Source organism: Caulobacter sp. CCNWLW153 (genome assembly GCF_036889365.1).
Taxonomy (GTDB): domain Bacteria; phylum Pseudomonadota; class Alphaproteobacteria; order Caulobacterales; family Caulobacteraceae; genus Caulobacter; species Caulobacter radicis.
Genome location: NZ_JBAKFV010000010.1, coordinates 21,836 through 38,981, shown reverse-complemented (window position 1 = coordinate 38,981; position 17,146 = coordinate 21,836). Strand labels below are relative to the sequence as shown.

The window sequence follows — 17,146 nt, the reverse complement described above, 5'->3', positions numbered from 1 at the left end:
CCGCGACGGTTCAGGCCGCGGCCGGCGCCGTGCGCGTGCGCTTCCAGGCGCCGTAGGCGAAGGCGGCCACGCCCAGCCAGATGAACACGAACGACAGCGCTCGCAGCGGCGTGAAGGCCTCGCCCAGGAACACGCCGAGCAGGAACTGCAACGTCGGGGCGATGAACTGCAGGAAGCCCATGGCGCTCAGCGGCAGGCGGCGGGCCGACCAGGCGAACAGGGCCAGCGGCACGACCGTGGCCGGGCCGGCGGCCAGCAGCAGGATCGCCGTCCGGGCGTCCTGGGTGAAGTGTCCGGCCCCCGAGGCCTGCAAGTGCCAGACATAGAGCAATCCCGGGATCGCCAGGTAGGCGCACTCGATGAACAGGCCCGTCTGGGCGTCGGCTTTCACCTGCTTCTTGAGGATCGCATAGATGCAGAAGCTGAGCGCCAGGCCCAGCGACACCAGCGGCAGGTGGCCCAGGGCGATGGTCTGGATGGCCACGCCGATCGCGGCCAGGCCGATGGCGACCTTGCCCTCGGTGCTCATCCGCTCGCGGAACAGCAGGGCGCCGGCCGCCATGTTCATCAGCGGGTTGATGTAGTAGCCGAGGCTGGCCTCGATCACCCGGCCGGCGTTCACCGCCACCACGTAGATCGTCCAGTTGCCGAAGATGGCCAGGGTCGACAGCAGCAGGATGCCCAGCGTCCTGGGCTGGCGCAGCACCTGCGCCACCTGGCCGCCCTGCCTGGCCAGCAGAACGAGGCCCCCGGCCCAGATCACCGACCACAGCGTCCGGTGCGCGATCATCTCGAACGAGGTGACGCCCATGATCGACAGCGTGTGGAAATAGAGGGGCAGGAAGCCCCAGAGCAGATAGCAGCCGACGCCGGCGAGATAGGCCGAACGCGCGTCGCCGTTCGCGCTGCCAACAGTACTGGAAGTCATGGACCGCACCTTTCGCGGAGGGATCTGACAGATGGGGATCCCGGCGTCCGCCCACATCTTGCGGGCCCGCGCTTTGCGGAAGGGTGCGAAGTGTCGCCGAAAGGCGGCTCCCGTCGTCCCTCCGCTGGCGGAAGGACGACGGGGGAAGTCGTCTTAGGCCAGGGTCTTCTGCTTGATCAGGCCCTTGTCGTGCAGCAACTGGGCGATCTGCACGGCGTTCAGGGCCGCGCCCTTTCGCAGGTTGTCGGCGACGCACCAGAGGGCGATGCCGTGCTCGACGGTCGGGTCCTTGCGGATGCGCGACACGTAGACCGGGAATTCGCCCTGGGCTTCCTTCGGCGTGATGTAGCCGCCGTTCTCGCGCTTATCGACCACGACGATCCCTTCGGCGTCGCGCAGGATCTCGCGGGCGTCGTCCTCGTCCAGCGGGCCGGTGAACTCGATGTTGATCGACTCCGAGTGGCCCACCATCACCGGCACGCGCACGCAGGTGGCGACCAGCTGGATGGCCGGATCCAGGATCTTCTGGGTCTCGACGGTCATCTTCCACTCTTCCTTGGTGAAGCCGTCGTCCATGAAGACGTCGATGTGGGGGATGACGTTGAAGGCGATCTGCTTGGTGAACTTCTTCGGCTCGGGCGCGCCCAGGACGAAGACGCCCTTGGTCTGGTCCCACAACTCGTCCATGCCTTCCTTGCCCGCGCCGGAAACCGACTGGTAGGTCGACACCACCACGCGCTTGATCGGCACTTCGTCGTGCAGCGGCTTCAGCGCCACCACCAGCTGGGCGGTCGAGCAGTTGGGGTTGGCGATGATGTTCTTGGGGATGGAGTTGACGGCGTCCGGGTTCACTTCCGGCACCACCAGCGGCACGTCCGGGTCCATCCGGAAGTGGCTGGAGTTGTCGATGACGATCGGACCGGCCGCGCCGATCTTCTCGCCCCAGGCGGCCGAGATCGAGCCGCCGGCGCTCATCAGCACGATGTCGACCTTCGAGAAGTCGAACTGCTCCAGGTCCTCGCACTTGATGATCTGGCTGCCGAACGAGACCTCGGTGCCGATGGATTTGCGCGAGGCGATGGCGTGCATCTTCTCCACGGGGAATTTCACTTCCTCGAGGATGTTGAACATCTCGCGGCCCACGTTGCCCGTGGCGCCGACCACGGCGACCCGGTAACCCATCGCAGTCTCCAATCTTTCAGCCCCGACAAGGGGAAATGCGCCGTCCCGTTACGCCTGGTAACGCGGGTAGGCAAGGGCATGGTTTTTCAAAGTCGGCGGCGAATGGCCGCGTTTCGTGGGAAAATCTTGCAAAGGTGGCGGCTGGACGGCGCGGCGTCCATTTTAACTCCCGTCATTCCCGCCCTTGTGGCGGGAACCCCTGGTTCAGCTGACGCGTGAGGCGCCAGCGGATCGCCGGCGATCCGCCCCACCCGCTCTTGCGGCCGACAGAGAGGTTCCCGCCACAAGGGCGGGAATGACGGGAGAAGATGGGGACCCCGGACGCTTCGTCCAACTGGACAGCGAGCCCGCGCCGGGCGCATACCCACGCCATGCGCAAGCACGACGCCGACGTCATCATCGCCGGGGCCGGCATGGCCGGAACCACCCTGGCGCTCGCCCTCGCTTCCGGCGGCGTCAAGCCGCTGCTGGTCGATCCGCAGCCCTTCGACGCCCAGCTGGCGCCGACCTTCGACGGCCGCTCCTCGGCGATCGCCTATTCGTCGTTCCGCCAGTGGCGGGCGATCGGCGCGGGCGAGGCCCTGGCCCCGCACGCCCAGCGCATCGAGCAGATCCTGGTCACCGACGGCAAGGCGCCGGGCGCGGCCTCGGGCAAGCCGTCGCCCTTCTTCCTGCGCTTCGACAGCGGCGAGATCGCCGACCGTTCGGAAGGCGAGCCCCTGGGCTACCTGATCGAGAACCGCCAGATCCGCGCGGCGCTGTCGAAGACGGCGCTGGACAAGGGCCTGGAGGTCATCGCCCCGGCCGGCGCGGCGGGGCTTGAGGTCGACGCCTCGGGCGCCCGTGTCACCCTGACCGACGGCCGGGTGCTGAGCGCGCCGCTGGCGGTCAGCGCCGAGGGCCGCAACTCCGCCCTGCGCAAGGCCGCCGGCATCGGCGACATCGGCTGGGGCTATGGCCAGAGCGGCGTCGTCGCCACGGTGAGGATGCAGCACCCGCACGAGGGGGTGGCGCACGAGTATTTCCTGCCCAGCGGCCCGTTCGCCATCCTGCCGTTGACCGAAAACCGCGCGAGCCTGGTCTGGACCGAGAGCACCGCGCGCGGCGAGGCCCTGCGCCACGCCAGCCCCGAAGCCTTCCACGCCCACCTGATGCGCCGGTTCGGCGATTTCCTGGGCGAGGTCGAGATGGCCGGGCCGGTGTTCGTCTATCCGCTGTCGCTGTCGCTGGCCGAGCGGCTCACCGCGCCGCGCCTGGCCTTGATCGGCGACGCCGCCCACGGCGTGCACCCGATCGCGGGGCAGGGCCTGAACCTTGGCCTCAAGGACGCCGCGGCCCTGGCCGAGGTGGTGGTCGAGGCGATCCGCAACGGCGAGGACATCGGCGCGGAGGCGACGCTGGAGCGCTACGCCCGCTGGCGCCGGTTCGACAACGTCACCAACGCCCTGGCCTTCGACGGTTTCGTGCGCCTGTTCTCGAACGACAATCCGCTGCTGCGGGCCGCGCGTGGGATCGGCATGGCGGCGGTCAACCGCATCGCCCCGGCGCGCCGGTTCTTCATGCACGAGGCCGGCGGCGGCGTGGGCGACCTGCCGAAGCTGCTTAGGGGCTCACCTCTCCTATAAGGAGAGGTTTCGTTCTTACTCCCCGTCCGCCAGGCTGCGGGCCTCTTCCGGCAGCATGATCGGCACGCCGTCGCGGATCGGATAGGCCAGCTTGGCCGTGTGGCTGACGAGTTCGCCGCGGGCGCGGTCGTAGAACAGCGGCGCGCGGGTCACCGGGCAGACCAGCACCTCCAGCAGGCGCGGATCGACGTCGACGGGCGGGGGCGGAGGAGCAGCAGTCATGGCGCTGTTCTAGAGCCGGCCGGCCGATTGGGAAAGCCCCGCCGCCGGAACCTCTCGCGCGGGCTCGTGGTTGTCGCAGAAGCGATAACAACGATCCCGGACAGCGACATGACCGCCATCGAACGGACCTTCCTGGCCGCCGCCGTGGCCACCAGCACCCTGACCCTGGCCGCTTGCGGCTCCCTGGGCGGCTCCCCGGGCGGCGGCGAAAACGCCTACAGCCCGCGCCTGTCCACGGGGGCCAGCGACGAGAAGGCCTTCGCCAGCACCTTCGTCTCGTGCCGCGACGAGGTGCGCGCGGGCAAGACCAGCGGCTTCAAGGTGCATCCGGCCAGCGCCACGGCCCGCGACCTGCAGCCGGGCGCCACGGGCCTGGTGCTCAAGGTCCCCTACGACAAGGCCAAGGGCTCCAAGGGCGTGCGCGCGGCGCTGGACGAGCGGCACAAGGCCGCCATGGGGCAGTGCCTGTCCGAGAACGGCTACCAGGTGGCCGCCTGGGATGCAGTGAAGCCCTAGGCGACGGCCTTCGCCCCCAGGGGCTTTTCAGCGTCCTTCGCTTTGCTACCATGGGTAGTGGTAAACGGAGGGCTCGCGATGTCGATGTTCAAGGCGCTGATCCGGTTCGCCGACTTCAAGGGGCGGTCGGACCGGTCGGAGTTCCTGCAATTCCTGCTGCTGTCCCTGACCCTGGCGCTTCTGCCCAGCTATGTCTGGAGCATGGCCTGGGGGCTGGCCGACGGCCTGCGGGGCCTGCCGCCCCATAAGCCGGCCTCGCTGCTGCCCTATGTCGGCCTGTTCCTGGCGATCCCGGCGTTGTCGGTGACCATCCGCCGCCTGCACGACATCGACCGCAGCGGCTGGTGGCTGCTGCTCAACCTCGCGCCGGGCGGGGTCGCGGTGCTGATCGTCTTCGTCCTGCAGGACGGTACGGCCGGCGACAACCGCTTCGGGCCGCCCCAGCCCAAGGCCGCCGGAGCCGGCGCCGCGGCCTGATCCCCTACTGCACCGAGGGCGGCTCGTCGTCGTCCTGGGCGGCGTCGATCTCCAGCAGCGCCACCAGGGTGCTGCGGCGATCGGCGATGGTGCGGGCCTCCAGCAGGGCCTGCTTCTCCAGCGGATCGAACGGCAGGGCCATGGCCAGGCTGTTGATCAGCGCGTCGGACGGCGCGGCCTGGGCCTCGCTCCAGTCGATGGCCAGGCCCCGGTGGTCGAGATAGCGGCGCAGGGCGTTGAGCAGCGGGGCTGCGTCGCCCACCGCCTCCTGCTGGTCCTCGCGCAGGTCGAGGTCGAAGGGCGTGAAGTCGGCCCGCACCTGGCGATAGGGCGTGCGCGCCGGCAGCTCTTCGCCCACCCGGAACCGCGCCACGCCCGTCAGGGTGATCAGGTAGCGGCCGTCGCTGGTCTCGGCGAAGCTGGTCACCCGGCCCGCGCAGCCGATCGGGGCCAGGGCGGGCCGGGTGATATCGCCGCCCGGCCGGGTCTGGACCATGCCGATCATCCGCTCGCCCGACATGGCGTCGTCGAGCATGTTGAGATAGCGCGGCTCGAAGATGTTCAGCGGCAGCTGGCCGCCGGGAAGCAACAGGGCCCCGTCCAGTGGGAACACGGGGATCACCAGCGGCAGGTCGAGGGTCTTCCGGTATACGCCCGGCATGGCGGCCTCCTTGACTGGGTGTTCTGAACGCTTGTCCCGGCGGAACGGGTCCTTCAAGTCCTAGCTGAACAGGATCGACGACAGGCGCTTGCGACCCTGCTTGGCCACTTCCGAGGTCGGGCCGGCGGCCTCGAACACGGTCAGCAGCTGCTTGCGGGCGGCGTCGTCGTTCCAGCTGCGATCCCGCTCGATGATGGTCAGCAGCTGGTCGCAGGCCGCGTCCAGATGGCCGGCCCCGGCCAGGGCCTTGGCCAGTTCCAGCCGCGCCTCGTGGTCGTCGGCGTTGGCGGCCAGGCGCTGTTCGAAGGCGGCGGTCTCGGACGGGGCGGCTTCGGCGAGCTTGAGGGCCGCGCGCACGCTTTCCAGGTCCGGGTCCTTGGCGTTGTCGGGGGCGCGGGCGACGATCTCGGCGGCGAGATCGGCGTCGCCGCCGGCCAGGTAGCAGCGGGCGAGGCCGCCGAGGGCCTTGATGTTGTCGGGCTCCATCTGCAGCACCTGGGCGAAGGCCTGGGCCGCGCCGCCCAGGTCGCCGAGTTCCAGGCTCTCCTTGGCCATGGCCAGCAGCTCGTCCACGGCGCCGGCCTCGGGCGGGCCCGAGATGCGGTCGACGAACTGCTGGATCTGGCTTTCGGGCAGGGCGCCCTGGAAGCCGTCCACCGGCTGGCCGTCGACGAAGGCGTAGACGGTCGGGATCGACTGCACGCGCAACTGGCCGGCGAAGCCCGGGTTCTTGTCGACGTCGATCTTGACCAGCTTGACCGCGCCCTTGGCGGCGGTGACCACCTTTTCCAGCGCCGGGGTCAGCTGGCGGCAGGGGCCGCACCAGGTGGCCCAGAAGTCGACGATGACCGGCTGGGTCTTCGAGGCCTCGATGACGTCGGCCATGAAGCTGGCGTCGGTCCCGTCCTTGATGTGTTCGCTCTTGCCGCCGGCCGGGATGGGGGCCGGCTTTTCACCGATCAGGGACATGACTGCTTCTTCTCTCGTGCGCGGACGCTCAGCGCCGCAAGATGGTCCTTGGCGAGCCGGTTCGCAATCGGCGGCTGCGCCTTCTTGCCCCGAAGGCGTTTGGCGGCGATGGTGCGCGCCGCCCGCAAGGGGCGTCCCACCAGGATCCACATGGCCCGTCGTCTTCCACTTCGCCTGTCCTTGAGCCTGCTCGGGGCGGCGGCGTTCTGCCTGGCCGGGCAGGCGTCGGCGGCGGAGAAGCCGGTGGCGTGCGAGCCCCTCTACGCCTTCATCGGCTCCACCCCGCCGGCCGACAGCCACGAGGCGGTGTTCTTCTGGCCCGCCGACGAGGTCGACGGACAGGCCTACATGTACGCCGTCCTGGCCGGCTCGCCCTCGACGCCCGACGAGGCGCGCACCGTCCTGTGGGACGGCTACGCCCGGGCGACGCACACCGTGGAGCTTGAGAAGATGGCCAAGACCCTGGCCGACTGCCTGACGACCCCGGCGGGCCGCAAGCTGACGGCGCTGCGTCCGGCCAGCGTCGATGTCGACTGCACGGGTGAGCCGAGCGTGCGCGCCCGCGGGGCGTGCCTGCGGTTCCGGGTCGGGCCGCAGCGCTAGAAAAGCGCGCTAGCCGACGACGGCCATCGCCTCGAAGTCCACGATCATCGGCTCGACGCCCAGGGCGGCCAGGAACCGGCGGAAGCCGGCCTGGCTGACGGCCGTGGTGGCGTCGTTCTTCAGCGGGTGGAAGTTCACCGGATCGGCCTCCGCCAGGGCCCTGTCGAGCACGAAGCGGATCTTGCGGTCCTGGTCGTTGATCAGGCCGAAGGCGGTGACCGAGCCGGGGGTGACGCCCAGCGTCTCGACCATCATCGTCTCGGGGCCGAACGACAGCCGGCCCGAGCCGATCACGTGGTGCAGCTTCTTCAGGTCGATCGCCGTCTCGCCGAGCGCCGAGATCAGCCACAGCTGGCCCTTGGCGTCCTTGAGGAACAGGTTCTTGGTGTGGCCGCCGGGCAGGGCCTTCTTGATCTCCAGTCCCTCCTCGACGCGGAACACCGGCGGGTGGTCGAGGGTGGCGTGGTCGACGTCGTGGGCGTCGAAGAAGGCGATGAGGTCGGCGCGGGTCTTCATGGGCCCCTGTAAAGCGAAGGGCGGGGCCGCTGGTCAAGCCGCCCCGCCCCTTCAACGGCGATCCTGCCGGCCGACTACTGGGTCAGCGGGCGCAGGATGATCTCGACCCGGCGGTTCTGGGCGCGGCCCTCGGCGGTGTCGTTGGAGGCGATCGGCTGGCGCTCGCCCTGGCCGGCCACGAACACGCGGTCGGGCAGCACGCGGCCGGGGCCGGTGAGGTAGCCCGCCACCGAGCCGGCGCGACGTTCCGACAGGGCCTGGTTGTAGTCGTCCGGGCCGGTGCTGTCGGCGTGGCCGACGACGTCGATGGTGGTCTGCGGATAGGCGTTCAGCGTGCGGGCCACGTCGTCGAGCACGCGGGTGAACTGCGGCTGCACGTCCGACTTGTCGACGGCGAAGGTCACGTCGCTGGGCATGACCAGCACGATCTGGTCGCCGTTGCGGCGGATCATCACGCCCGAGCCTTCCAGGCTGCGGCGGAAGTCGGCCTGCTGGCGGTCCATGTAGTTGCCGACGGCGCCGCCGGCCAGGGCCCCGATGCCCGCGCCGATCAGGGCGTTCTTGCGGCCCTGCTCGCCCTTGTTGGTGTTGGTCAGGTAGCCCAGCAGGGCGCCGCCGGCCGCGCCGGCCAGGGCGCCGGTGCCGGTGTTGTTGCGCACCGGCATGCCCGTGTAGGGATCGGTGGTGGTGCAGGCCGTCATCGCGCCCGCGCCGATCAGCAGGGCCCCGAGGGCGGCGGCGCGGAACGCGTTCTTGTGGGTCGTCATGGCGTCGATCCTGTCGTTGTTCATGCCGATGCTACACTTAAGCCGGGCAAACGCGCCTGTTTATGGTCAAGTTCCGACAAACCAGATGAGCGGGGAATGAACGGCCTTCGTTCCGCCGCCTGTTGGGTGTAGTAAGGCCCGTCTTACTAACTTCGAAGGCCAACCGTGTCCGCATCCGCCATCGAGCCCATCTCGTTCACCCTCTACAGCAAGGACTTCGCGCGCTTCGCCCAGGAGCTGGGCGCTTCGTTCGAGCGCTATGGCTTCGCTGTGCTGTCGGAGTACGATCTGCCGCAGGATCGTATCGACGCGGCCATTTCCGACACCAAGGCCTTCTTCGCGCTGCCGGTCGACATCAAGAAGCAGTACGCCGGGGTCAAGGGCGGCGCGCGCGGCTACATTCCGTTCGGGGTCGAGACCGCCAAGGGCGCCACGCACTACGACCTGAAGGAATTCTGGCACATGGGCCGCGACCTGCCGCCCGGCCACCGCTTCCGCGCCACCATGGCCGACAACGTCTGGCCGGCCGAGATCCCGGCCTTCAAGCATGACGTAAGCTGGCTCTACAGCGCGCTCGACAGCATGGGCGGCAAGGTGCTGGAGGCCATCGCCACCTACCTGAAGCTCGACCGCGAGTTCTTCAAGCCGACCGTCGAGAACGGCAACTCGGTGCTGCGCCTGCTGCACTATCCGCCGATCCCGCAGGACGCCACCGGCGTGCGGGCCGGCGCCCACGGCGACATCAACACCATCACCCTGCTGCTCGGCGCGGAAGAGGGCGGCCTGGAACTGCTCGACCGCAACGGCGAGTGGCTGCCGATCAACCCGCCCCCGGGCTGCATCGTCATCAACATCGGCGACATGCTCGAGCGCCTGACCAACCACGTCCTGCCCTCGACCATCCACCGCGTGCAGAACCCGCCGCCCGAGCGCCGCCACCTGCCGCGCTACTCGACGCCGTTCTTCCTGCACTTCGCGTCGGACTATGAGATCAAGACCCTGCCCAACTGCGTGACCGAGCAGAACCCGGACCGCTATCCGGAATCGATCACCGCCGACGAGTTCCTCCAGCAGCGCCTGCGCGAGATCAAGCTGGCCTGATCGGCGAGCGCCGGCTCCGAAACGACGAAGGCCCCGTCCATGAGGACGGGGCCTTTTTCATGCTCGCTCCGGCAGGGGCCGCTACTTGGCGATGCGCAGGGCCGAGATCTCCTGGGCGATCGACTTGAAGGCGGTCTTCAGCTCGCCGCCGGTGGCCGGGAAGTAGGCCTGGCTGGTCTTGGTGGCGCAGGTCGTCAGCATCGACTTGGCGGTGGAGTCGACGTCGAAGCCGACCGTGAAGACGATCACGTTCTTGGCCTTGATCTTGGTGCACAGTTCCTTGGCCTGGGCCGTGGCGTCGCCGTTGGTGGCGTTGCAGTTGATGTGATCGGAGGCCGAGCCCGAACCCGAGCCGGCGTTGGCGGCGATCACGCCCTTGCAATAGGGGGTGTTGAAGGCGCCGTCGGTCATCATCACGACGATCTTCATGGTCTCGGCCGTGCCATAGGCGGCCGGCTTCTGGCTGGCGCTGGGCCACAGGTAGGCGAAGTTCGGCGACACCATGTACCAGCCCCAGGCCAGCCCGATCTGGCCGGCGGTCGAGCCGCCGTCGTCCAGCGTCGAGATCTGGTTCTTGAGCACCGTGCGGTCGGAGGTCAGCGGGGTGATCTTCGGCGCCGGGCAGGGGTTGCTCGAGACCGGGTAGTTGCGGCCGACCAGGGCGGTGGTCGGGGCGTCGTCGGTATAGGCGTAGGTTCCGGTGCGCTCGGTGACGCAGGTGCTGATCGCCTGGGTCTTGGCGCTGCCGCTGGCGTTGGTGAAGTTCAGGTTGGCGCAGCTGATGTCGCTGCGCGAAGTGCTCTGGCAGGTCGCCGTGCCGTTGGCGCCGGCGGTGGTGGTGACGTAGTTCGTGCTGGCGGTGGGCGAGAGGTTGGTGGTCATGGCCAGGCCCGAGACCGCCGTGATGGTCGGGACGGCGCTGTTGAGCGTCGTCACGCCCGTGATCCCGGTCAGCTTCAGCTGGTCGCCGGTCTGGAAGACGTGGCTGGCCTTGCTGGTGAAGACGAACGTGCAGCTCGAGTTCAGGCACTTGTAGACCGAGCCGCTGGAACCGGCGGTGACCGACGTGCCCGACTGGTTGGCGCCCGTGAACTTGGTGGTCGAGGCGACCGAGGTCACCCTCAGCACCTTGCCGTTCATGCTGCTCTGGTTGGAGCCGAACACCATGGCGTAGTCGTTGACCGCCAGGCCGTGCGCGCTCGAGGTGGTGACCACGGGCGAGGTCGTGTTGCCGGTGAAGCTCGACACCGTCTTGGTCACGCCGGTGTTCCAGGCCGCCGTGGCCAGGGGTGAGCTCGGGATCGCGCCGCGCACCGCGTCGGCATAGGTGTCGACATTGACCCCCATCGAATAGGGCACGATGGCGACCTTGGAATAGTAGGGCTCCTGGATGTCCTGCACGACGATGTCCACCAGGTCGGTGGCGGCCGTCTTCAGGTCGCTGATGCGCGTGCCGGCCATCGAGCCGGTGATGTCGAGCACCAGGGCGATCTCGAGGTTGTTGGCGGCGCGGACGACCACCGACTGGGCGCCGACCGTCAGCTTGTCCTTGCCGATCAGGCCCAGGATGATCGGGTCGAAGGTGAAGCTGGCGGTGCCGGTCACCTGCTTGCCGTTGGTCGAACCCACGAAGCTGGAGGTGGTCGCGGCCTGGCCCAGTTCGGCGGTCAGGGCGGCCTTGCCGAGCGTGGTCAGGGTGGCGGTGTCGGTGGCGGTCGAGCGGGCCGCGATCAGGGTGGCCGCGTCAAGGGAGTCCTGCAGGCGCCGGCGCTCGACGCTCATGCGGCTGAGGTCGAAGACGCCGAACACCAGCAGGCACAGCGGGATAAGGGCCACGGCCACCCAGACGGCGAGGGCGCCGCGCCGGTCTGACCGGAACCCGCGCAGGCGGGCAGCGGCGCGGACGAGCGCCCCGCCCAGGCGGGCGGCGGTGCGGCTGCGGACGATCATCGGCGGTGGCCCCTCGTTCTTTCGCGTCGAGCATGGCAGGCGACGGTGAACAGGCGGCAAACGCGCTGAAAATTGAGATTTCCGGGGAAGGTTCAGCTTTCCAGCCGCCGGGCCCGGATGAAATCGATGAAGGCCCGCAGCGGCGCGGGCATGTGGCGGCGGCTGGGATAGTAGAGGAAGGGCCCCTCGAAGGGCGGGTTCCAGTCCTCCAGGATCGGCACGAGCCGGCCCGCGGCCACCGACGCCGCAAGGAAACCCTCGAAGCTGGCGATCACGCCCAGGCCCTCCTCGGCGGCTCGCAACTCCAGCTCCATCGACGAGGAGATCAGCGGCCCGTCGGGGGCGATGCGCACGATCTCGCCGTCCTTCTCGAACTCCATGACGATGATCGCGCCGCTGGAGAACCGGTGTCGGATGCACGGCAGCGACAACAGGTCGCGCGGATGGCGGGGCGTTCCGTGCCGGGCCAGGAACGCCGGCGAAGCGGCCGCCTGGTAGCGCTGCGGACCCGACAGCGGCACGGCGATCATGTCCTTCTCCAGCCGCTCGCCATAGCGCACCCCGGCGTCGGCCCCGGCGGCCAGCACGTCGACGAAGTTGTCCTCGGCGGTGATCTCCAGGGTGATCCCGGGATTGGCCTTCAGGAACGGGCCGACGATGTCGGGCAGGACGAGGCGCGCCACCACGATGGGCACGTTCAGCTTCAGGGTTCCGGTCGGGCTGTCGCGGAACTGGTTCACCGCGTCCAGCGCCCCGGCCACGTCGGCGAGGGCCGGGGCCAGGCGCTCCAGCAGCCGCTCGCCGGCCTCTGTCGAGGTGACGCTGCGGGTGGTGCGGTTGAGCAGCCGCACGCCCAGCGCCGTCTCCAGCCGCCGCACCGCCTCGCTCAGCGACGAGGGCGAGACCCCGCGCCCCACCGCCGCGCCGCGAAAGCTGCGGGCCCGGGCCACGGCGGCGAAGGCGTCGAGATCGGCGAGGTCGGGACTGGCCATTGTGCGAAATTCCGAACGGCCCGTGCGCCGTTGGTCGGATTATCGCACAGGTCGCGCAAGGTCATAGTCGGCTTGTCCACACCCGCGGCCGCTCCCCCGCGCCGCGCCTCCAAGGAGATCCCGCATGCGCACGCTCAAGCTCGGAAACACTGGTCCTTCCGTCTCGGCCCTCGGCCTCGGCTGCATGGGCATGTCCGACGACCTCTATGGCCCCGCCGACCGCGCCGAGGCGGTCGCCACGATCCACGCCGCCATGGAGGCCGGGATCACCCTGCTCGACACCGGCGATTTCTACGGCATGGGCCACAACGAGATGCTGATCGGCGAGGCCCTGCGGGGCCAGGACCGCGACAAGGCCGTGATCAGCGTCAAGTTCGGCGCCCTGCGCGGCCCCGACGGCGCCTTCCTCGGCTTCGACAGCCGGCCCAAGGCGATCCGCAACTTCGTGACCTACTCGCTGCGCCGGCTGGGGGTCGACCACATCGACGTCTATCGCCCCTCGCGCCTGGATCCAGACGTGCCGATCGAGGACACGATCGGAGCCCTGGCCGAGCTGCGTGACGCCGGCTACATCCGCCATATCGGCCTGTCGGAAGTTGGCGCCGACACCATCCGCCGCGCCGCCGCTGTCGCCCCGATCTGCGACCTGCAGATCGAGTACTCGCTGCTCTCGCGCGGGATCGAGGACGCCATCCTGCCCACCCTGCGCGAGCTCGGTATCGGCCTGACGGCCTACGGCGTGCTGTCGCGCGGCCTGATCAGCGGCCATTGGAGCAAGGACGGCCAGCGCGGCGCTCGCGACTTCCGGGTCTACTCCCCGCGCTTCCAGGGCGAGAACCTCGACCGCAACCTGGCCTTGGTCGAGACCCTGCGGGCGGTGGCCGACGGCAAGGGCGTCAGCGTCGCCCAGATCGCCATCGCCTGGGTCGCCTCGCGCGGCGACGACATCGTCCCCCTGGTCGGCGCCCGCCGCCGCGACCGCCTGGCCGAGGCCCTGGGCGCCCTCGACGTCGTCCTGACGGCGGAGGATCTCGCGGCCATCGAGGCGGCCGTGCCCAAGGGCGCGGCGGCCGGCGAGCGCTACGCCCCGGCGATGATGGCCCACCTCGACAGCGAGAAGTGAGGGGACTCCCACCCCTCCCGTCATTCCCGCCCTTGTGGCGGGAACCCCTCTGTCAGCCGCAAGGGCAGGAAGGGCGGCGTGCTCAGCACGCCGCTGGCGCATCCGGTATCAGCCGAACCAGGGTTTCTCGCCACAAGGGCGAGAATGACGGGAGTGAGGGGAAAGCGCGCTGATCTGGGTCTCGACGGTTCCCTCCGAGGCCGACAGCCTCTAGGCAGGGCCCCGATACTCGCGGAGGCTCGGCATGAACGGTTTCAATCGGCGCATGGTGCTGGGCGGCGCGGCCGCGGCCATGACGCTGTCCTTCGGTCCCAGCGCCGGCGCCGCTGTCGGCCGGGCCAAGGTGCTGATGCTGTCGGACCTGCACTCGGCCTACGGGATCACCCCGGCCCTGCTTGAGGCCATGCGCCGCATCGTCCGCCGCGACGCAGCCCCCAGCCTGATCCTGCTGAACGGCGACCTGTTCGAGGCCGGCAACGTGGTGGCCAAGCGCACCGACGGCGCGCTGGACTGGGCTTTCCTCGAGGCGGTGGCCAGGCTGGCGCCGACGGTCATCAACATCGGCAACCACGACGCCGACCTGGTGGAGGACATCGCCGCGGCCGCCGACCGCGCCCGCGCCTTGGGCATCACCGTGGTCAGCAACATCGTCGACAAGCGCACCGGCCGCCCTGTGGCCTCTTCGCGCGCCACGCTCGACCTGGGCTTCCCGGTTCACCTGATCGGCTGGGCGACCAACTCGATCGACACCTATCCCAAGGCCATCCGCCCCGACCTCGCCATTCCCGCGCCGACGCCGTGGGCCCAGGCCAACCTGCCGGCCTCGCCGCCCGATGACGGCATGCTGGTGGTGATGAGCCATGCGGGCCTGCCTGCCGACCGCCCGCTGCTGGCGGGGCTTCCCGAGCGCACCCTGTTCCTGGGCGGGCACAACCACGTGACCGTCGAGCACGCGCAGGGGACCAGCCGCTACGTCCACACCGGCGCTTGGGGCCAGCCGCTGACGGTGGCGACCATCGACCGCGCCCGCAAGGTCGACCCGATCCGCATCTCCCGCGTCGTGGTCGATCCGCGGGGCCCCGCCGACCAGGCCCTGGCCCGCCGGGTCAAGGCGACGCTGGCCGCCCAGCTGACGCCGGAAGAGCAGGCGGTGGTCGCCAGGATCCCCAAGGCCCTGTCGCTGGGCGACACCGGCCGCCATGTCGCCGGCCTGATGGCGAGGGCCGCCGGCGCCGATATCGGCTTCATGGGCCACACGACCCTGGGCATGGGCCTGCCGGCCGGCGAGCTTTCGCGCTACGCCTACGACTCCGTGGTGCGCTTCGACGGCAGGATCGTGAAGGCGCAGGTCGACGCAAAGACCCTCGCCAACATCCTCACCCGCACCGACCAGGACCGCGGCTTCCCGTTCGACAGGCTGACTGGCGACTTCGCCTACGCCAGCGGCCCCACCCGTCCCGACAAGACCCACCCGACCATGGTCACCACCGACTGGTGCGCGGGCCGCCAGCACGAATATTTCGGCCGCGAGGACCTGGTGTTCAGCGACACCGACCTGAAGGTGAAGCCGTCGATCCTGGCGGGGCTGGCGTCCTGAACACCTCTCCCCCTGGGAGAGGTGCAATCATTCCACCGTCACCGATTTCGCCAGGTTGCGCGGCTGGTCGACGTCGGCGCCCTTGATGACGGCCACGTGGTAGGCCAGCAGCTGGATCGGGGCCGACATCACCAGGGTCGAGACCAGCGGGTCGCTGGCCGGGGCGGTGACCACCACCTTGGCGCCCTCGGGGGCGTGCTTCACGCCCTGGGTGTCGGTGATGAAGATCACCTGGCCGCCGCGCGCCATCACCTCGCTCATGTTCGAGGCCGACTTCTCGAACCAGCTGTCATAGGGCGCGAGGATCACGATCGGCGTCTGGTCGTCGACCAGGGCGATCGGGCCGTGCTTCAGCTCGCCGGCGGCGTAGCCCTCGGCGTGGATGTAGCTGATCTCCTTCAGCTTCAGCGCGCCTTCCAGGGCCAGGGCCGACATCGGGCCGCGGCCCAGGTAGAGCACGTCGCGGGCCTTGGCGACCTCGGTGGCGATCTCCTTGATCGCGCCCTCCAGGTGGATGGCCTCGGCGATCAGGCGCGGGGCCTCCAGCAGCACCTTGACCAGGCGCTGCTCCTCGGCCGCGTCGATGGTCCCGCGCGCCTTGGCGGCGGCCACGGCGATGGCGGTCAGCACGCTGACCTGGGCGGTGAAGGCCTTGGTCGAGGCCACGCCGATCTCCGGCCCGCAGTGGATCGGCCAGACCACGTCGACCTCGCGGGCCATGGTCGACTCCGTGGCGTTGACCACCACGGCGCTCTTCATGCCCTTGGCCTTGCAGTAGCGCAGGGCCGCCAGGGTGTCGGCGGTCTCGCCCGACTGCGACATGGCCACGACCAGGGCGCCCGGCCGTAGGGCCGGCTGGCGGTAGCGGAACTCCGAGGCGATCTCGACATCCACCGGCAGGTCGGCCAGCTGCTCGATCAGGTACTTGCCGACGACGCCGGCGATGTAGGAGGTGCCGCAGGCGACGATCTGGATGCGTTCCAGCTTGGCGAAATCGACGTCGCCGGGGATGGCGGTCTTGCTGGTCAGGGCGTCCACATAGGCCGCGATGGTGCGCTGGCACCCCTCGGGCTGGTCGTGGATCTCCTTTTCCATGAAGTGGCGGTAGTTGCCCTTCTCCATCATCACGGCGCTGGTCGGCACCACCCGGACAGGACGGGTCACCGCCGCGCCCGAGGCGTCGAAGATCCTGGCGCTGTCATGGTCGAGGGCCACGTAGTCGCCCTCGTCGAGATAGATCACCCGGTTGGTGAACGGGCCAACGGCCAGCGCGTCCGAGCCCAGGAACATCTCGCCCTGGCCCTCGCCGACCACCAGCGGGCTGCCGCGGCGGGCGCCCAGCACCAGGTTCTCGGCGCCCTCGATCAGCACCGCCAGGGCGTAGGCGCCGGTCAGGCGATCGAGGGTGGCCTTGAAGGCGTCGATGGGCGAAAGGCCCGTGGCCAGTTCGGCGTCGATCAGGTGGGCGATCACCTCGGTGTCGGTGTCGCTCTCGAAGGTGCGGCCGGCGGCGGCCAGCTCGGCCTTCAGCTCGGCGAAGTTCTCGATGATGCCGTTGTGCACCAGGGTCACGCGGCCGGCGTGATGGGGGTGGGCGTTGGCGACGTTGGGCGCGCCGTGGGTGGCCCAGCGGGTGTGGCCGATGCCGGTCGTGGCGACCAGCGGCTCGGCGGTCAGCACCTCTTCCAGGGCCTTGATCTTGCCCTTGGCGCGACGGCGCTCGACCTTGCCGTTTCCTGGCGCGCCCACCACGCCGGCCACGCCGGCGGAGTCGTAGCCCCGGTATTCGAGCCGCTTGAGGCTCTCGACCAGACGCTCGGCGACGGGGGCCTTACCGACGATGCCGATGATGCCGCACATGGGACATGATCCTTTGTAGAACGCGCCTGGAGGACTATTGCTACCAGCACGGGATAT

Annotated in this window: 18 protein-coding genes; 7 read left to right on the top strand and 11 right to left on the bottom strand. The window is 69.5% G+C overall.

Going from position 1 to position 17,146, the window contains the following annotated elements:
* Positions 1-10: 10 nt before the first annotated feature.
* Together rarD and V6S85_RS15960 are read right to left on the bottom strand one after the other, a co-directional pair.
* The gene (gene rarD / locus V6S85_RS15965) at positions 11-928 is read right to left on the bottom strand and encodes an EamA family transporter RarD (protein ID WP_334349534.1); all 918 of its coding nucleotides are present in this window, start codon (positions 926-928) and stop codon (positions 11-13) included.
* A 153-nt stretch (positions 929-1,081) separates the two neighbouring features.
* A complete protein-coding gene (locus tag V6S85_RS15960) occupies positions 1,082-2,110 on the bottom strand; it encodes an aspartate-semialdehyde dehydrogenase (protein WP_116567748.1) in 1,029 nt (342 codons plus the stop codon).
* A gap of 371 nt (positions 2,111-2,481) precedes the next feature.
* On the opposite strand from V6S85_RS15960, the gene V6S85_RS15955 reads away from it, so the two are divergent.
* Positions 2,482-3,735, top strand: a complete 1,254-nt coding sequence (locus V6S85_RS15955) for a UbiH/UbiF/VisC/COQ6 family ubiquinone biosynthesis hydroxylase (RefSeq protein WP_334349649.1) — start codon at positions 2,482-2,484, stop codon at positions 3,733-3,735.
* A 15-nt stretch (positions 3,736-3,750) separates the two neighbouring features.
* On the opposite strand, the gene V6S85_RS15950 is transcribed toward V6S85_RS15955, so the two are convergent.
* The gene (locus V6S85_RS15950; RefSeq protein ID WP_058348402.1) at positions 3,751-3,957 is read right to left on the bottom strand and encodes a Trm112 family protein; all 207 of its coding nucleotides are present in this window, start codon (positions 3,955-3,957) and stop codon (positions 3,751-3,753) included.
* A 108-nt stretch (positions 3,958-4,065) separates the two neighbouring features.
* Here V6S85_RS15950 and V6S85_RS15945 point away from each other — a divergent pair, with 108 nt between their 5' ends.
* Positions 4,066-4,473 (top strand): hypothetical protein, encoded by a 408-nt coding sequence (locus V6S85_RS15945; RefSeq protein ID WP_334349533.1) that lies wholly within the window; start codon positions 4,066-4,068, stop codon positions 4,471-4,473.
* A gap of 78 nt (positions 4,474-4,551) precedes the next feature.
* On the top strand, positions 4,552-4,950 hold the full coding sequence (locus tag V6S85_RS15940; protein ID WP_334349532.1) for a DUF805 domain-containing protein: 399 nt from the start codon (positions 4,552-4,554) through the stop codon (positions 4,948-4,950).
* 4 nt (positions 4,951-4,954) lie between these two features.
* Here V6S85_RS15940 and V6S85_RS15935 read toward each other — a convergent pair whose 3' ends face one another.
* Genes V6S85_RS15935 through V6S85_RS15925 form a run of 3 tightly spaced genes read right to left on the bottom strand, consistent with a single transcriptional unit; the run spans position 4,955 to position 6,732 of the window.
* Positions 4,955-5,611 carry an LON peptidase substrate-binding domain-containing protein gene (locus V6S85_RS15935; RefSeq protein WP_116567756.1) on the bottom strand — a complete coding sequence of 219 codons (657 nt, stop codon included), beginning with the start codon at positions 5,609-5,611 and terminating at the stop codon, positions 4,955-4,957.
* Positions 5,612-5,671: 60 nt separating this feature from the next.
* A complete protein-coding gene (gene trxA / locus V6S85_RS15930; RefSeq protein WP_116567758.1) occupies positions 5,672-6,580 on the bottom strand; it encodes a thioredoxin in 909 nt (302 codons plus the stop codon).
* A complete protein-coding gene (locus V6S85_RS15925) occupies positions 6,571-6,732 on the bottom strand; it encodes a hypothetical protein (protein WP_165828833.1) in 162 nt (53 codons plus the stop codon). Before V6S85_RS15925 ends, trxA begins: the two co-directional genes overlap by 10 nt.
* Between V6S85_RS15925 and V6S85_RS15920 the strand changes: the two genes are divergently transcribed.
* Positions 6,731-7,183 (top strand): hypothetical protein, encoded by a 453-nt coding sequence (locus V6S85_RS15920; protein ID WP_334349531.1) that lies wholly within the window; start codon positions 6,731-6,733, stop codon positions 7,181-7,183. The genes V6S85_RS15925 and V6S85_RS15920 overlap by 2 nt on opposite strands.
* Before the next feature lie 9 nt (positions 7,184-7,192).
* On the opposite strand, the gene V6S85_RS15915 is transcribed toward V6S85_RS15920, so the two are convergent.
* On the bottom strand, positions 7,193-7,699 hold the full coding sequence (locus V6S85_RS15915) for a prolyl-tRNA synthetase associated domain-containing protein (protein ID WP_334349530.1): 507 nt from the start codon (positions 7,697-7,699) through the stop codon (positions 7,193-7,195).
* Positions 7,700-7,773: 74 nt separating this feature from the next.
* Complete coding sequence (locus V6S85_RS15910; protein WP_116567815.1) at positions 7,774-8,466, bottom strand: OmpA family protein; 693 nt, start codon at positions 8,464-8,466, stop codon at positions 7,774-7,776.
* A gap of 165 nt (positions 8,467-8,631) precedes the next feature.
* Between V6S85_RS15910 and V6S85_RS15905 the strand changes: the two genes are divergently transcribed.
* Positions 8,632-9,567 carry an isopenicillin N synthase family dioxygenase gene (locus V6S85_RS15905; protein WP_334349529.1) on the top strand — a complete coding sequence of 312 codons (936 nt, stop codon included), beginning with the start codon at positions 8,632-8,634 and terminating at the stop codon, positions 9,565-9,567.
* A gap of 81 nt (positions 9,568-9,648) precedes the next feature.
* Here the strand turns inward: V6S85_RS15905 and V6S85_RS15900 are convergent, their stop codons facing one another.
* Both V6S85_RS15900 and V6S85_RS15895 read right to left on the bottom strand, forming a co-directional pair.
* Positions 9,649-11,517 carry a pilus assembly protein TadG-related protein gene (locus V6S85_RS15900; RefSeq protein WP_116567766.1) on the bottom strand — a complete coding sequence of 623 codons (1,869 nt, stop codon included), beginning with the start codon at positions 11,515-11,517 and terminating at the stop codon, positions 9,649-9,651.
* Positions 11,518-11,609: 92 nt separating this feature from the next.
* The gene (locus V6S85_RS15895) at positions 11,610-12,509 is read right to left on the bottom strand and encodes a LysR family transcriptional regulator (RefSeq protein WP_334349528.1); all 900 of its coding nucleotides are present in this window, start codon (positions 12,507-12,509) and stop codon (positions 11,610-11,612) included.
* A gap of 124 nt (positions 12,510-12,633) precedes the next feature.
* Between V6S85_RS15895 and V6S85_RS15890 the strand changes: the two genes are divergently transcribed.
* Together V6S85_RS15890 and V6S85_RS15880 are read left to right on the top strand one after the other, a co-directional pair.
* Positions 12,634-13,632: an aldo/keto reductase gene (locus V6S85_RS15890; RefSeq protein ID WP_116567770.1), complete on the top strand. Its 999-nt coding sequence runs from the start codon at positions 12,634-12,636 to the stop codon at positions 13,630-13,632.
* A 244-nt stretch (positions 13,633-13,876) separates the two neighbouring features.
* Entirely contained in the window at positions 13,877-15,229 is a 1,353-nt protein-coding gene (locus V6S85_RS15880) for a metallophosphoesterase (protein ID WP_334349527.1), read from the top strand.
* A 27-nt stretch (positions 15,230-15,256) separates the two neighbouring features.
* On the opposite strand, the gene glmS is transcribed toward V6S85_RS15880, so the two are convergent.
* Positions 15,257-17,089 carry a glutamine--fructose-6-phosphate transaminase (isomerizing) gene (gene glmS / locus V6S85_RS15875; protein WP_116567774.1) on the bottom strand — a complete coding sequence of 611 codons (1,833 nt, stop codon included), beginning with the start codon at positions 17,087-17,089 and terminating at the stop codon, positions 15,257-15,259.
* Positions 17,090-17,146: the final 57 nt, after the last annotated feature.